The sequence below is a fragment of the Burkholderia arboris genome (genome assembly GCF_038723655.1).
Lineage (GTDB): Bacteria > Pseudomonadota > Gammaproteobacteria > Burkholderiales > Burkholderiaceae > Burkholderia > Burkholderia arboris.
Genome location: NZ_CP109821.1, coordinates 306934 through 321904 on the forward strand (window position 1 = coordinate 306934; position 14971 = coordinate 321904).

The 14971-nt window shown below is 59.9% G+C and carries 9 protein-coding genes, 6 tRNA genes and 3 rRNA genes; 13 read left to right on the plus strand and 5 right to left on the minus strand.

Translation table 11 applies throughout. The annotated features are described in order from the left end of the window. Positions 1-2: 2 nt before the first annotated feature. The 4 genes from paaD to paaA are packed head-to-tail and all read right to left on the minus strand — an operon-like array spanning position 3 to position 2725. Positions 3-566, minus strand: a complete 564-nt coding sequence (paaD, locus tag OHZ10_RS01425) for a 1,2-phenylacetyl-CoA epoxidase subunit PaaD (RefSeq protein ID WP_174994513.1) — start codon at positions 564-566, stop codon at positions 3-5. A 25-nt stretch (positions 567-591) separates the two neighbouring features. Further along, the gene (paaC, locus tag OHZ10_RS01430; RefSeq protein ID WP_059232626.1) at positions 592-1395 is read right to left on the minus strand and encodes a 1,2-phenylacetyl-CoA epoxidase subunit PaaC; all 804 of its coding nucleotides are present in this window, start codon (positions 1393-1395) and stop codon (positions 592-594) included. Between the two features lie 10 nt (positions 1396-1405). Next, positions 1406-1690: a 1,2-phenylacetyl-CoA epoxidase subunit PaaB gene (gene paaB, locus OHZ10_RS01435; protein WP_034188015.1), complete on the minus strand. Its 285-nt coding sequence runs from the start codon at positions 1688-1690 to the stop codon at positions 1406-1408. Between the two features lie 36 nt (positions 1691-1726). Next, positions 1727-2725: a 1,2-phenylacetyl-CoA epoxidase subunit PaaA gene (gene paaA / locus OHZ10_RS01440; RefSeq protein ID WP_059232625.1), complete on the minus strand. Its 999-nt coding sequence runs from the start codon at positions 2723-2725 to the stop codon at positions 1727-1729. A gap of 199 nt (positions 2726-2924) precedes the next feature. Between paaA and OHZ10_RS01445 the strand changes: the two genes are divergently transcribed. The 6 genes from OHZ10_RS01445 (at position 2925) to rrf (ending at position 9980) form a co-directional block, all read left to right on the plus strand. Next, the gene (locus OHZ10_RS01445; RefSeq protein WP_342703424.1) at positions 2925-4190 is read left to right on the plus strand and encodes an SGNH/GDSL hydrolase family protein; all 1266 of its coding nucleotides are present in this window, start codon (positions 2925-2927) and stop codon (positions 4188-4190) included. A 567-nt stretch (positions 4191-4757) separates the two neighbouring features. Further along, a 16S ribosomal RNA gene (locus OHZ10_RS01450) occupies positions 4758-6290 on the plus strand. Between the two features lie 64 nt (positions 6291-6354). Further along, positions 6355-6431 (plus strand) — tRNA-Ile (locus OHZ10_RS01455). 41 nt (positions 6432-6472) lie between these two features. Continuing rightward, positions 6473-6548 (plus strand) — tRNA-Ala (locus tag OHZ10_RS01460). Between the two features lie 285 nt (positions 6549-6833). Beyond that, a 23S ribosomal RNA gene (locus OHZ10_RS01465) occupies positions 6834-9715 on the plus strand. Positions 9716-9867: 152 nt separating this feature from the next. Next, positions 9868-9980, plus strand: a 5S ribosomal RNA gene (gene rrf, locus OHZ10_RS01470). Together the 16S, 23S and 5S rRNA genes with 2 tRNA genes alongside form the textbook arrangement of a ribosomal RNA operon. A gap of 741 nt (positions 9981-10721) precedes the next feature. On the opposite strand, the gene OHZ10_RS01475 is transcribed toward rrf, so the two are convergent. After that, positions 10722-11678: a hypothetical protein gene (locus tag OHZ10_RS01475; RefSeq protein WP_342703426.1), complete on the minus strand. Its 957-nt coding sequence runs from the start codon at positions 11676-11678 to the stop codon at positions 10722-10724. A gap of 548 nt (positions 11679-12226) precedes the next feature. On the opposite strand from OHZ10_RS01475, the gene OHZ10_RS01480 reads away from it, so the two are divergent. From OHZ10_RS01480 to nusG, 7 genes are all read left to right on the plus strand, one after another. Beyond that, positions 12227-12312: transfer RNA gene (locus tag OHZ10_RS01480), tRNA-Tyr, on the plus strand. 43 nt (positions 12313-12355) lie between these two features. Beyond that, a tRNA-Gly gene (locus tag OHZ10_RS01485) sits at positions 12356-12429 on the plus strand. 24 nt (positions 12430-12453) lie between these two features. Beyond that, positions 12454-12528: transfer RNA gene (locus OHZ10_RS01490), tRNA-Thr, on the plus strand. 66 nt (positions 12529-12594) lie between these two features. Further along, positions 12595-13785 (plus strand): elongation factor Tu, encoded by a 1191-nt coding sequence (tuf, locus tag OHZ10_RS01495; RefSeq protein ID WP_011350666.1) that lies wholly within the window; start codon positions 12595-12597, stop codon positions 13783-13785. 59 nt (positions 13786-13844) lie between these two features. Next, a tRNA-Trp gene (locus tag OHZ10_RS01500) sits at positions 13845-13920 on the plus strand. A 43-nt stretch (positions 13921-13963) separates the two neighbouring features. Next, positions 13964-14344, plus strand: a complete 381-nt coding sequence (secE, locus tag OHZ10_RS01505; protein WP_006482892.1) for a preprotein translocase subunit SecE — start codon at positions 13964-13966, stop codon at positions 14342-14344. 1 nt (position 14345) lies between these two features. Beyond that, positions 14346-14903: a transcription termination/antitermination protein NusG gene (nusG, locus tag OHZ10_RS01510; RefSeq protein ID WP_006400672.1), complete on the plus strand. Its 558-nt coding sequence runs from the start codon at positions 14346-14348 to the stop codon at positions 14901-14903. The last annotated feature ends 68 nt before the right edge of the window (positions 14904-14971 follow it).

The window sequence follows — 14971 nt, forward strand, 5'->3', positions numbered from 1 at the left end:
GATCAATAAGGTTTGAAGTAGTCGAAGGGTTCGCGGCAGTCGACGCAGCGATACAGCGCCTTGCAGGCCGTGGACGCGAATTGCGCGAGACGCTCGGTGCGGGCGGAGCCGCAGCGTGGGCAGGTGGGCGCCGCGACCGGCCGCGGCACGAAACGCACGACGTTTTCCCGCGGCGCGGCGCTGCCGCACTGGCCGACCGGCGGCGCGATACCGTACGCACGCAACTTGTCGCGCGCTTCCTGCGTGATCCAGTCGGTCGTCCACGCGGGTGCGAGCACCGTTTCGATCCGGTGCGGCGGCAGGTCGGCGGCCTGCAGCGCGGCGGCGATGTCCTCCGCGATCTGCGACATGGCCGGGCAGCCGGAGTAGGTCGGCGTGATGACGACTTCGAGCTGGCCGTCGTCCGCGCGGCGGACATCGCGCAGGATGCCGAGCTCGCGGATCGACACGACCGGGATCTCCGGATCGGGCACGGCTTCCAGCACGTCCCACGCGCGGGCGAGCAGCGGATCGTCGTGGCGCACCGCGGATTCGGCGTGGGCAGGGGCAGCGGTCTGGACGGACATCGTCGGGCTCCGTGGCGTGGGCCGGTTACCAGGTCGCGCCGGGATGCTGGCGCGCGAGGCTCTGCATTTCCGCAAGCAGGTAGCCCATGTGCTCCGAGTGCTCGCCCTGCTTGCCGGTCGTCACGTGCTTCACGGGCGCCGGCGGCGTGAGCGTCGCCTCGGCGAGCGCATCGTCCACGTCCGCGCGCCACGCGGCTTCGAGCGCGGCCGGCGCCGGGCCGATGCCCGGCGCGGCGATCGCGTCGTCGATCGCATCGGCCGCGAAGAATTCGCGCGTGTACGGCATCAGGTAGTCGAGCGCGTCCTGCGCACGGCGGTGCGATGCGTCGGTGCCATCGCCGAGGCGCACGAGCCATTCGCGAGCGTGCTGCACGTGATAGCGGGTTTCCTTCACCGACTTCGCGGCGATCGCGGCGAGCTGCGTGTCGGTCGACGTTTCCAGCGCGCTCCACACGTGCAGCATCAGCGCTGCGTACAGGAAGTTGCGCACGATCGTGACCGCGTAGTCCTTGTCGGCGTGCGCGGTGCCGGCGACCGGGCCGTAGTGCGGCAGCTCGGCAAGCGTGAAGTTCGCGAATTCGCGCTCGGTACGGAAGTACGCGTAGTCGTCCTCGGTCTTCGTCGCGCCATTGAGCTGGCGCTCGAGGTCGGCCGCGTGCGTGTACAGCATGCGCGCCTGGCCGATGAGGTCGAGGCTCATGTTGGTGAGCGCGATGTCTTCCTCGAGGATCGGGCCGTGGCCGCACCATTCGGCGTTGCGCTGACCGAGGATCAGCGCGTTGTCCGCGAGGCGCAGCACGTAGGAGAGGTGTTCGGGCGTGATCGTCATGGCGCGGGCATTACATGTGGTTGACTTCGTCGGGCAGCGTGTAGAACGTCGGGTGACGGTAGATCTTGTCGCCCGCCGGTTCGAACAGTTCGGCCTTCTCGTTCGGGTCCGACGCGGTGATCGCCGACGACGGCACCACCCAGATGCTCACGCCTTCCTGGCGGCGCGTGTAGACGTCGCGCGCCATGCGCAGCGCCATCGTCGCGTCGGCGGCGTGCAGGCTGCCGCAATGCTTGTGGTCGAGGCCCTGCTTGCTGCGCACGAACACTTCCCAGATCGGCCATTCCTTGTTCATCACTTTCTCCTGATTCCTGAATTCGAGTCTTGCCGCTCAGGCGGCGTGCTGTTCGGCGCGGGCCTGGCGCTTCGCTTCGTGCGCGAGCGCGGCTTCGCGCACCCATGCGCCGTCGTCGTGCGCTTTCACGCGGGTCGCGAGGCGTTCCTTGTTGCACGGGCCGTCGCCGTTGACCACGCGCCAGAATTCGTCCCAGTCGATCGTGCCGTAGTCGTGATGGCCGCGCGCTTCGTTCCATTTCAGGTCGGGGTCGGGCAGCGTCACGCCGAGCACCTTCGCCTGGTCGACCGTCGCGTCGACGAATTTCTGGCGCAGGTCGTCGTTCGAGATCCGCTTGATGCCCCATTTCGCGGACTGGCTGCTGTGGACCGAATCGGCGTCGCTCGGGCCGAACATCATCAGCACCGGCCACCACCAGCGGTCCACGGCCTGCTGGACCATCGCGCGCTGCGCATCGCTGCCTTTCATCATCGACAGCAGCGCGTCGAAACCCTGGCGCTGGTGGAACGACTCTTCCTTGCACACGCGGATCATCGCGCGTGCGTACGGGCCGTACGTGCAGCGGCACAGCGGAATCTGGTTCATGATCGCGGCGCCGTCGACGAGCCAGCCGATCACGCCGACGTCGGCCCAGGTCGGCGTCGGGTAGTTGAAGATGCTCGAGTATTTCGCCTTGCCGGCATGCAGCGCGTCGATCAGCGAATCGCGCGACACGCCGAGCGTTTCGGCTGCGCTGTACAGATAGAGGCCGTGGCCGGCTTCGTCCTGGACCTTCGCGAGCAGGATCGCCTTGCGCTTCAGGCTCGGCGCGCGCGAGATCCAGTTGCCTTCCGGCAGCATGCCGACGATTTCCGAATGGGCGTGCTGCGAGATCTGGCGCACCAGCGTCTTGCGGTACGCGTCGGGCATCCAGTCCTGCGGTTCGATCTTGCCGTCGGCCGCCATCACCGCGTCGAACCGCGCCTGCTCGGGCGACTCGGCTGCGGCGTCGAGCGGCGCGACGTTGCCGGGGATGTCGAGGGATTGCGTGTACATGGCGAGGTTCTCGTCCGGTTGAATGTGTGCGAAGTATAAACCAACCGACCGGTCGGTTAATAAATTTCTTGCGGATTTGCAGTGAGGCTCGGGTAAACGAGAGATGTCGGGGCGCGATCGAGCGGGGCCAGCGTGGTCCCGCACGTGAGTCTCGCGTCTTCTGCGGCACAATGCCCGCTTTCCGATGAGGATTTTGCCGATGTCATTCCGAAGCAGTTTCGCCGCGGCCGTGCTGGGTGCGGTCGTTTTCGTGTCGCCGCTTGCTGCGTCGGCCGCGCCGGCCGGATGGGTTGCCGCGTGGGCAACGGCGCTGCAGCCGATTCCCGACCTTGCTGCGCCGCCGCCGCTTTACCGCGCACCTGACGTGGCCGGGCGGACGGTGCGCCAGATCGTCTATCCGACGGTGTCGGGCCGCGCCGCGCGGATTCGCGTCAGCAATGCATACGGCCGCGCGCCGCTGGTCGTCGAGGCGGCGAGCCTCGCGCGCGCCGGTGAGGGTGCGGCGCTCGCCGGCGGCGCGGCCGTGCCGGTCCGGTTCGGCGGCAAGTCGTCGGTGACGCTCGCGGCAGGGCAGGAGCTCGAAAGCGATCCGGTGGCCATCGACGTGACGTCCGCGCAGCCGTATGCGATCAGCCTCCAGATGGGGCCGAACCAGCGGATGACGGTCTGGCACCGCGTGTCGAACCAGTTCAACTACGTGTCGGCGCCGGGCGATCACGTGAGCGATCCGGGGCCGGCTGCGTTCCGTACCCGTTTTACCCAATATGCCTGGGTGACCGAGCTGGCGGTCGAGGCGGGCCCCGCGCGCGCCAGTGTCGCCGCGATCGGCGATTCGATCACCGACGGCCTGCGCTCCAGCGTGAACCGGAACCGCCGCTGGCCTGACGCGCTCGCGCGCCGGCTGGCGACGTCGGGCGCCGGTTCGATCGGCGTCGTGAATCTGGGTATCAGCGGGAACCGGCTGCTCAGCGATTCCGCGTGCTACGGCACGTCGCTGGCGTCGCGGTTCGAGCGCGATGCGCTGTCGCGTGCGGGCGTGAAGGCGGCGGTCGTGCTGATCGGGATCAACGACATCAACTTCGCGACGATGCCGCCGCGCGCGGGGCTCGATTGCGACCACCCGCATACGCAAGTCACGGCTGCGTCGCTGATCGACGGCTATCGCCGGTTGATCGAGGCGGCGCACCGCCAGGGCGTGAAGGTCTTCGGTGCGACGCTCACGCCGGCTGCGTTGCCGGCCGGCCGCGAGGCGATCCGGCTCGAGGTGAACCGGTGGATCCGGAGCGGTGGCGGGTTCGATGGTGTGGTCGACTTCGATGCGATGCTGCGCGATCCGGCTCGCCCGAGCGTGCTGCAGCGCCGATACGATAGCGGCGACGGCATTCACCCGAGCGACGCCGGCTACGCGGCGATGGCCGACGCGGTGCCGGTCGAGCAACTGCAGGCTGCCGTGGGCGGCAAGTGACACGCCTCTATATATAGAGGGAAGTGTTGCCGGCGGCGAGGAGGTCAGTGGCGTCACGCGGCCCGCCGAGCCCCAAGCCCCCGTGCGCGGCAGCGCACGGGGGCTTTTTCAAATTTCTTCACAAAGGGGCTTGCGTAGATCGGGGCAGATGCTTAGAATCACGCCTCTTTCGCGCTAACGGAAACGCGGCGCGGGAGGGAAGGGAAGCGGTGCTGTTGAGGTCCGGTTGGTAGCAGCCTCGGCGGTACAGGAAGTTGAGCCCCGCAGTCGCAACGATGTAGTAAAAAAGTTGTTGACGAGCTGCGAAACACGGTTCATAATCTCGCTTCTCTGCTGCTGAAAACGCAGCGCTGCTGAGAAACACGAAGTTCCTCGCAGAAATGCTCTTTAAAAATTAACAGCCGATAAGTGTGGGCGCTTGATGGAAGCGAGCTGATCCTCGGATCAGATAGCGAAAGTATCAAGAGTCTCACACTAAAGTAAGTCAGGTTTATGAAGTGATTCATATTCCTGTCAGCTTTGAGTGAGCGACCGGTTCTTAACTGAACCGAAAACAGTAACAGGTTTAAACTGAAGAGTTTGATCCTGGCTCAGATTGAACGCTGGCGGCATGCCTTACACATGCAAGTCGAACGGCAGCACGGGTGCTTGCACCTGGTGGCGAGTGGCGAACGGGTGAGTAATACATCGGAACATGTCCTGTAGTGGGGGATAGCCCGGCGAAAGCCGGATTAATACCGCATACGATCTATGGATGAAAGCGGGGGACCTTCGGGCCTCGCGCTATAGGGTTGGCCGATGGCTGATTAGCTAGTTGGTGGGGTAAAGGCCTACCAAGGCGACGATCAGTAGCTGGTCTGAGAGGACGACCAGCCACACTGGGACTGAGACACGGCCCAGACTCCTACGGGAGGCAGCAGTGGGGAATTTTGGACAATGGGCGAAAGCCTGATCCAGCAATGCCGCGTGTGTGAAGAAGGCCTTCGGGTTGTAAAGCACTTTTGTCCGGAAAGAAATCCTTGGCCCTAATACGGTCGGGGGATGACGGTACCGGAAGAATAAGCACCGGCTAACTACGTGCCAGCAGCCGCGGTAATACGTAGGGTGCGAGCGTTAATCGGAATTACTGGGCGTAAAGCGTGCGCAGGCGGTTTGCTAAGACCGATGTGAAATCCCCGGGCTCAACCTGGGAACTGCATTGGTGACTGGCAGGCTAGAGTATGGCAGAGGGGGGTAGAATTCCACGTGTAGCAGTGAAATGCGTAGAGATGTGGAGGAATACCGATGGCGAAGGCAGCCCCCTGGGCCAATACTGACGCTCATGCACGAAAGCGTGGGGAGCAAACAGGATTAGATACCCTGGTAGTCCACGCCCTAAACGATGTCAACTAGTTGTTGGGGATTCATTTCCTTAGTAACGTAGCTAACGCGTGAAGTTGACCGCCTGGGGAGTACGGTCGCAAGATTAAAACTCAAAGGAATTGACGGGGACCCGCACAAGCGGTGGATGATGTGGATTAATTCGATGCAACGCGAAAAACCTTACCTACCCTTGACATGGTCGGAATCCTGCTGAGAGGTGGGAGTGCTCGAAAGAGAACCGGCGCACAGGTGCTGCATGGCTGTCGTCAGCTCGTGTCGTGAGATGTTGGGTTAAGTCCCGCAACGAGCGCAACCCTTGTCCTTAGTTGCTACGCAAGAGCACTCTAAGGAGACTGCCGGTGACAAACCGGAGGAAGGTGGGGATGACGTCAAGTCCTCATGGCCCTTATGGGTAGGGCTTCACACGTCATACAATGGTCGGAACAGAGGGTTGCCAACCCGCGAGGGGGAGCTAATCCCAGAAAACCGATCGTAGTCCGGATTGCACTCTGCAACTCGAGTGCATGAAGCTGGAATCGCTAGTAATCGCGGATCAGCATGCCGCGGTGAATACGTTCCCGGGTCTTGTACACACCGCCCGTCACACCATGGGAGTGGGTTTTACCAGAAGTGGCTAGTCTAACCGCAAGGAGGACGGTCACCACGGTAGGATTCATGACTGGGGTGAAGTCGTAACAAGGTAGCCGTATCGGAAGGTGCGGCTGGATCACCTCCTTTCCAGAGCTATCTCGCAAAGTTGAGCGCTCACGCTTATCGGCTGTAAATTTAAAGACAGACTCAGGGGTCTGTAGCTCAGTCGGTTAGAGCACCGTCTTGATAAGGCGGGGGTCGTTGGTTCGAATCCAACCAGACCCACCAATGTCTTGTCTGACTGTAGGTACCTGAGGTCATCTGTACATGGGGGCATAGCTCAGCTGGGAGAGCACCTGCTTTGCAAGCAGGGGGTCGTCGGTTCGATCCCGTCTGCCTCCACCAATCCTCAATGCTAAGAGTTTGCTGAAAATTCAGCGAGCGCTTTGCATTGGCGATTGAGCCAGTCAGAGGATATCAATAGATATCGGCTGTCGTTCTTTAACAATCTGGAAGAAGTAAGTAATTTGGATAGCGGAAGCGTCTTGAGATGGACGTGAAAACTATCCGGGTTGTGATTGTATCGATGTATCTCAAGATGATTCGAACTCTATGTTTGACTCAATTGGAATACGGCACAACGCGAGAACTCAACCTGTAGCGACTGTCGACGAGACAGACTCGTTATAGGGTCAAGCGAACAAGTGCATGTGGTGGATGCCTTGGCGATCACAGGCGATGAAGGACGCGGTAGCCTGCGAAAAGCTACGGGGAGCTGGCAAACGAGCTTTGATCCGTAGATGTCCGAATGGGGAAACCCACTCCTTTTGGAGTATCCATGGCTGAATACATAGGCCATGCGAAGCGAACGCGGTGAACTGAAACATCTAAGTAACCGCAGGAAAAGAAATCAACCGAGATTCCCAAAGTAGTGGCGAGCGAAATGGGATGAGCCTTGCACTCTTTATTTGTATTGTTAGCCGAACGCTCTGGAAAGTGCGGCCATAGCGGGTGATAGCCCCGTAGGCGAAAACAGTATGAAAGAACTAGGTGTGCGACAAGTAGGGCGGGACACGTGAAATCCTGTCTGAAGATGGGGGGACCATCCTCCAAGGCTAAATACTCGTGATCGACCGATAGTGAACCAGTACCGTGAGGGAAAGGCGAAAAGAACCCCGGGAGGGGAGTGAAATAGATCCTGAAACCGCATGCATACAAACAGTCGGAGCCTCGTAAGGGGTGACGGCGTACCTTTTGTATAATGGGTCAGCGACTTACGTTCAGTAGCAAGCTTAACCGTATAGGGCAGGCGTAGCGAAAGCGAGTCCGAATAGGGCGTTCAGTTGCTGGGCGTAGACCCGAAACCAAGTGATCTATCCATGGCCAGGATGAAGGTGCGGTAACACGTACTGGAGGTCCGAACCCACTAACGTTGAAAAGTTAGGGGATGAGCTGTGGATAGGGGTGAAAGGCTAAACAAACTTGGAAATAGCTGGTTCTCTCCGAAAACTATTTAGGTAGTGCCTCGTGTCTCACCTTCGGGGGTAGAGCACTGTCATGGTTGGGGGGTCTATTGCAGATTACCCCGCCATAGCAAACTCCGAATACCGAAGAGTGCAATCACGGGAGACAGACATCGGGTGCTAACGTCCGGTGTCAAGAGGGAAACAACCCAGACCGCCAGCTAAGGTCCCCAAATATAGCTAAGTGGGAAACGAAGTGGGAAGGCTAAAACAGTCAGGAGGTTGGCTTAGAAGCAGCCACCCTTTAAAGAAAGCGTAATAGCTCACTGATCGAGTCGTCCTGCGCGGAAGATGTAACGGGGCTAAGCTATATACCGAAGCTGCGGATGCGTGCTTTGCACGCATGGTAGGAGAGCGTTCCGTAAGCCTGCGAAGGTGCGTTGAAAAGCGTGCTGGAGGTATCGGAAGTGCGAATGCTGACATGAGTAGCGATAAAGGGGGTGAAAGGCCCCCTCGCCGTAAGCCCAAGGTTTCCTACGCAACGTTCATCGGCGTAGGGTGAGTCGGCCCCTAAGGCGAGGCAGAAATGCGTAGCTGATGGGAAGCAGGTCAATATTCCTGCACCATTGTTAGATGCGATGGGGGGACGGATCGCGGAAGGTTGTCCGGGTGTTGGAAGTCCCGGTCGCTGCATTGGAGAAGGCGCTTAGGCAAATCCGGGCGCGGAATTCAAGGGTGTGGCGCGAGCTTCTTAGGAAGCGAAGCAATTGGAAGTGGTTCCAAGAAAAGCCTCTAAGCTTCAGTCTAATGATGACCGTACCGCAAACCGACACAGGTGGGCGAGATGAGTATTCTAAGGCGCTTGAGAGAACTCGGGAGAAGGAACTCGGCAAATTGGTACCGTAACTTCGGGATAAGGTACGCCCTTGTAGCTTGATGCCCCTGCGGGCAAAGGGTGAAGGGGTTGCAATAAACTGGTGGCTGCGACTGTTTAATAAAAACACAGCACTCTGCAAACACGAAAGTGGACGTATAGGGTGTGACGCCTGCCCGGTGCCGGAAGATTAAATGATGGGGTGCAAGCTCTTGATTGAAGTCCCGGTAAACGGCGGCCGTAACTATAACGGTCCTAAGGTAGCGAAATTCCTTGTCGGGTAAGTTCCGACCTGCACGAATGGCGTAACGATGGCCACACTGTCTCCTCCCGAGACTCAGCGAAGTTGAAGTGTTTGTGATGATGCAATCTACCCGCGGCTAGACGGAAAGACCCCATGAACCTTTACTGTAGCTTTGCATTGGACTTTGAACCGATCTGTGTAGGATAGGTGGGAGGCTATGAAACCGGAACGCTAGTTTCGGTGGAGCCGTCCTTGAAATACCACCCTGGTTTGTTTGAGGTTCTAACCTTGGCCCGTGATCCGGGTCGGGGACAGTGCATGGTAGGCAGTTTGACTGGGGCGGTCTCCTCCCAAAGCGTAACGGAGGAGTACGAAGGTACGCTAGGTACGGTCGGAAATCGTGCTGATAGTGCAATGGCATAAGCGTGCTTAACTGCGAGACCGACAAGTCGAGCAGGTGCGAAAGCAGGTCATAGTGATCCGGTGGTTCTGTATGGAAGGGCCATCGCTCAACGGATAAAAGGTACTCTGGGGATAACAGGCTGATACCGCCCAAGAGTTCATATCGACGGCGGTGTTTGGCACCTCGATGTCGGCTCATCTCATCCTGGGGCTGTAGCCGGTCCCAAGGGTATGGCTGTTCGCCATTTAAAGAGGTACGTGAGCTGGGTTTAAAACGTCGTGAGACAGTTTGGTCCCTATCTGCCGTGGGCGTTGGATATTTGAAGGGGGCTGCTCCTAGTACGAGAGGACCGGAGTGGACGAACCTCTGGTGTACCGGTTGTCACGCCAGTGGCATCGCCGGGTAGCTATGTTCGGAAGAGATAACCGCTGAAAGCATCTAAGCGGGAAACTCGCCTTAAGATGAGATATCCCTGGGGACTAGATCCCCTTGAAGGGTCGTTCGAGACCAGGACGTTGATAGGTCAGGTGTGTAAGCGCAGTAATGCGTTCAGCTAACTGATACTAATTGCCCGTAAGGCTTGATCCTATAACAAGTCTGCCTTGTAGATGAGCGCCGTGCGATGCACGTGCAGCCATCCGAGAGACTGGTTGGATTCTCGTGTGTGATACACACAACTCAAAATTACTGCTTCTTCCAAGATTGGTTGTGCTGCGAAGCCAGCACAACAACCCTCTTTGCCTGATGACCATAGCGAGTCGGTCCCACCCCTTCCCATCCCGAACAGGACCGTGAAACGACTCTACGCCGATGATAGTGCGGATTCCCGTGTGAAAGTAGGTAATCGTCAGGCTCCCTAAGCCAGAAACCCCCGCCCGAAAAGGCGGGGGTTTTTGCATTTGAGCGACGGAAATGTGCGTGCCGGCCACGCGAAATGCGGCCGCGCTACGGCGCCGATGGACCTCGATTCGGACCGAGGTCGCTTCCACGCAATCGGCGCAAATTTACTCCGACGACCTGGGTTGGCCGAGCACCAGCAATTGGTGTTGTCGAGGCTGACATCCTCCCGCCGACTGTTCGAAGTGGTGCCGCTCTCGGTCGGCAACCGGTCTGGTCGAGCGCTCGACCGCCTATCCGCTGCAACTTCCCGCCACGGATTTACGCAATGCCATGCGCGGCCCGGCGTTGTGCGTCCTGCCGCCGGCAATTAGCTATCTCTTCCCATCTGCGCGCGTACTGAGCGCTTCTTCTGCGAAAATTGCCGCTTCCATCCTCTGGTAGCTAGGCGCGCTTTGCGTATCTCGCAACGAGGTTCGCTGCCCGCGTGACGCGCATGCTGCGTTTGGTTTGTCTGAGCTTCGACGTCTGTCGTCGAAGGCGCTGAATGATCGCGGCGCAATGAAACCGCGCGTCAGAATTGCGTCGGATAGAGCGAAGTGGCGCTATTAAACGCCGTTCGTCTCGTAATCTACGAGATATCACTCCCAACCGATTCATCCGAGGCGTAGGGCGCCAGGCCAGGTTCGCCGCAAAGGCAAAGGATGCGACCTCGGTGCAAGTTGAAACGTGTGTGCGCGTCGCCGGGCGGGCGCTTTCAGAAATCCGCGCTGTTCTTTTTGACGAGCATGGGTTGGCCGGCTCGTAGCGCATAGATTTCCTCGATGAGCGAATAGGCCGTGCCGCCGAAGCAATCCCTTCCTTCGCCGATCAGAGCAAAGCGCGCGCCGCTTGCGTCGATGCGGATCGATCGCACCGCGCACGCCGTGCTTGAATCGCTCAGTGCGGAATCGTTGGTTGGCGGAAACCGGCGCGTCGTGTTCCGGCCTTGATCCCGGGTCAGCACGAGCATCGCAGGGCAGCGCATGTCGGACGTCGACGCCGCGGCGTCACAGGCCAGCTTTCCAGCGTCTTCGGAGGGATGCGGCGCGGCGAAAGCGCCCGCATCGAACCCCACGCAGATATTCGCGTTCAACTGAACGAGGCGGGCGTCGTACGGGCATGCAGGATGCCGCGTATACGCGGCGGATTCGCTGCGATAAGCCGACCAGATGCTGACGTTGGCCGGTTTGCACGAAGGGGCGAGGCAATGGGCGCTGCACTGCAGGACGTTCGTCGAGATCGCGGCGCCGAGCTTGTGAGGCAAGCCTGCGCGTGGACGCATATCGTCGCCGAGCAAGGGCTGTAACACGTCCAGGCAGGCCGCGCTGTCGGATATGGTTGGCGGGGCGCCGTCGCCGGCGGCGATGAGGTAGGCGGACGCGTCGTTGAGCAGCCACGCGTAGGCGACCGCGTCCTGATTCATCGGCCGTGCTGCAGGCGAGCTGCTATGTGCCGAGCTCAGGCAGCCGGCATCGAGCGCCGGCTTCAACCTGTCATAAGCAGCGAGCGCTGCAGCTGCCCTTGGACGTCCCTCGGTGCGGCTGTCCTCCAGGGCCTGCTGACGCACTTTCGCAATCGTGCTCGAGCGACACCGGGTGTCTGTCGGTTCGGCCGCATGTGCGGTCAGCGCCGTCAAGGTCGTGAAGGTGATCGCAAGAGCAAGCAGGCGCATGAGGGTTCGTGCGGGAAGATAATGGAAGGCTAGGGATGGTATCGCGACGCCTGCGGAAGTCAGCAGGGGGACACGCTATCGGCACTTCTTCGTGCCTGAGCGGCGGCTCCATTGTCGGGTCCAGCCGCCGGGAGGATCGGAAAAGCCCGCTGCGTACGGCCGGTAGCTCGCGTCAGGCCGGCGCGTCATGGGTAGCGAGAAGCCTCGCTTTCCCGCGAGCAGCGCGAGTCTGAAGCCGCCAACAACACCGCGGCCGGGGCCGACGAAGTCGTCCGGCACGAAATTTGCGGAATTTTTGCATCTCCCGCTTGGCATAGTGCGAAAGAGGTCGTATGATGGCGGTCTTTCGTTTTTAGCGCAGATGCAGATCGGCGCTAAGGGCGGAGTCTGACGAAGATGTGGCGCCGGTCGGCAACATTTCGCGCTTGCCTTAGCCGGGCAGGGGCGGGGGATCGGTGGTAAAGCAGGAGTCGGGAAGAAAGTGAAAATAATCTTCCGGATGTGCTTGACACGAGTGCGATGCACCCCCATAATCGTCAGTTCTCTACGGAGGGGTGCCCGAGTGGCTAAAGGGGGCAGACTGTAAATCTGTTGGCTTACGCCTACGTTGGTTCGAATCCAACCTCCTCCACCAAGATATCAGCGCAGTGAGCGGTAAGGAATCGTTAGTGGCCCGTGCGGGTGTAGCTCAATGGTAGAGCAGAAGCCTTCCAAGCTTACGACGAGGGTTCGATTCCCTTCACCCGCTCCAGACCGCTAAGTTGAAGCTTGAAGCGCCCATGTGGCTCAGTGGTAGAGCACTCCCTTGGTAAGGGAGAGGTCGGCAGTTCGATCCTGCCCATGGGCACCAGCAGTAAAAAGTCAGTGTCTTGTTTGCGCGCGGCGCAACCTGTGAAATTCCTTTTGGGAGTCGAAAATGGCCAAGGGTAAATTCGAGCGGACCAAGCCGCACGTGAACGTTGGTACGATTGGTCACGTTGACCACGGCAAGACGACGCTGACGGCAGCGATCACGACGGTTCTGACGAAGAAGTTCGGCGGCGAAGCGAAGGCGTACGACCAGATCGACGCGGCACCGGAAGAAAAGGCGCGCGGCATCACGATCAACACGGCACACGTCGAGTACGAAACGGCTAACCGCCACTACGCACACGTCGACTGCCCGGGCCACGCTGACTATGTGAAGAACATGATCACGGGCGCAGCGCAGATGGACGGCGCGATCCTGGTTTGCTCGGCAGCTGACGGCCCGATGCCGCAGACGCGTGAGCACATCCTGCTGGCCCGTCAGGTTGGCGTTCCGTACATCATCGTGTTCCTGAACAAGTGCGACATGGTGGACGACGCTGAACTGCTCGAGCTGGTCGAGATGGAAGTTCGCGAACTCCTGTCGAAGTACGACTTCCCGGGCGACGACACGCCGATCGTGAAGGGTTCGGCGAAGCTGGCGCTGGAAGGCGACACGGGCGAGCTGGGCGAAGTGGCGATCATGAGCCTGGCCGACGCGCTGGACACGTACATCCCGACGCCGGAGCGTGCAGTTGACGGCGCGTTCCTGATGCCGGTGGAAGACGTGTTCTCGATCTCGGGCCGTGGTACGGTTGTGACGGGTCGTGTCGAGCGCGGCATCGTGAAGGTCGGCGAAGAAATCGAAATCGTCGGTATCAAGCCGACGGTGAAGACGACCTGCACGGGCGTTGAAATGTTCCGCAAGCTGCTGGACCAAGGTCAGGCAGGCGACAACGTGGGTATCCTGCTGCGCGGCACGAAGCGTGAAGACGTGGAGCGTGGCCAGGTTCTGGCGAAGCCGGGTTCGATCACGCCGCACACGCACTTCACGGCTGAAGTGTACGTGCTGAGCAAGGACGAAGGCGGCCGTCACACGCCGTTCTTCAACAACTACCGTCCGCAGTTCTACTTCCGTACGACGGACGTGACGGGCTCGATCGAGCTGCCGAAGGACAAGGAAATGGTGATGCCGGGCGACAACGTGTCGATCACGGTGAAGCTGATCGCTCCGATCGCGATGGAAGAAGGTCTGCGCTTCGCAATCCGCGAAGGCGGCCGTACGGTCGGCGCCGGCGTCGTCGCCAAGATCATCGAGTAAGCCAGTTATTCGTTGATCGACAGTTTTGGGGCTGGCAACAGCCGGCCCCAACATGGTTTAGGGGTATAGCTCAACTGGCAGAGCGTCGGTCTCCAAAACCGAAGGTTGGGGGTTCGATTCCCTCTGCCCCTGCCAAAAAATAGCCACGTGTCCTACGTGGCATTTGTTTTAAGGTGTTATGGCGAATCCATCCGTCGAAACTGTAAATACCTCCGGCGATAAGCTGATGCTGGCCCTGGGCGTATTGTTGGTCTTGGCCGGATTCGTGGGCTTCTTCTGGCTGGCCAATCAGCAGTGGTATGTCCGCGGTGCCGCGTTGGCGGTAGGTATCATCGCCGGCGTGGCCGTCGGGCTGATGTCCGCCCCTGGCAAGAGCCTCATCGCCTTTGCCAAGGATTCGTACAAGGAAGTCCGTAAGGTCGTTTGGCCCACCCGCAAGGAAGCAACGCAAACCACACTCGTCGTGTTCGGTTTCGTGCTCGTGATGGCGATTTTCCTCTGGTTGAGTGACAAATCGATCGAATGGGTGATTTTCTCGGCGATTCTGGGTTGGAAATGATATGAGCGATACTCCGGCATCCCCGAGCGGAAAACGTTGGTACGTCGTGCACGCCTACTCCGGTATGGAGAAGAGCGTGCAACGTGCGCTTCAGGAGCGCATCGAACGTGCTGGCATGCAGGACAAATTCGGTCAGATCCTGGTCCCGACCGAAGAAGTGGTCGAAGTCAAAGGCGGCCACAAGGCTGTGACCGAGCGTCGTTTCTTCCCCGGCTACGTGCTGGTGGAAATGGAAATGACGGACGAAACGTGGCACCTCGTGAAGAACACTGCGAAGGTCACCGGTTTCGTCGGCGGTGCGCGTAACCGCCCGACCCCGATTTCCCCGAAGGAAGTCGAAAAGATCATGTCGCAGATGCAGGAAGGCGTCGAAAAGCCGCGCCCGAAGACCCTGTTCGAAGTCGGCGAGATGGTGCGTGTCAAGGAAGGCCCGTTCACGGACTTCAACGGCACCGTCGAAGAAGTCAACTACGAAAAATCGCGCGTGCGTGTATCGGTCACCATCTTTGGCCGATCCACCCCGGTCGAACTCGAATTCGGCCAGGTCGAAAAAGTTTGATCCCGATTCGGTGGGCAGCCTCGGCTGCCCACCTTCGCGCTTACGGCCCGCGTCATGGCCGTTGAGGA

Coding starts and splice junctions, on each gene's coding strand:
- paaD (WP_174994513.1), bottom strand. CDS start 566: ATGTCCGTCCAGACCGCTGCCCCTGCCCACGCCGAATCCGCGGTGCGC.
- paaC (WP_059232626.1), bottom strand. CDS start 1,395: ATGACGATCACGCCCGAACACCTCTCCTACGTGCTGCGCCTCGCGGAC.
- paaB (WP_034188015.1), bottom strand. CDS start 1,690: ATGAACAAGGAATGGCCGATCTGGGAAGTGTTCGTGCGCAGCAAGCAG.
- paaA (WP_059232625.1), bottom strand. CDS start 2,725: ATGTACACGCAATCCCTCGACATCCCCGGCAACGTCGCGCCGCTCGAC.
- OHZ10_RS01445 (WP_342703424.1), top strand. CDS start 2,925: ATGTCATTCCGAAGCAGTTTCGCCGCGGCCGTGCTGGGTGCGGTCGTT.
- OHZ10_RS01475 (WP_342703426.1), bottom strand. CDS start 11,678: ATGCGCCTGCTTGCTCTTGCGATCACCTTCACGACCTTGACGGCGCTG.
- tuf (WP_011350666.1), top strand. CDS start 12,595: ATGGCCAAGGGTAAATTCGAGCGGACCAAGCCGCACGTGAACGTTGGT.
- secE (WP_006482892.1), top strand. CDS start 13,964: ATGGCGAATCCATCCGTCGAAACTGTAAATACCTCCGGCGATAAGCTG.
- nusG (WP_006400672.1), top strand. CDS start 14,346: ATGAGCGATACTCCGGCATCCCCGAGCGGAAAACGTTGGTACGTCGTG.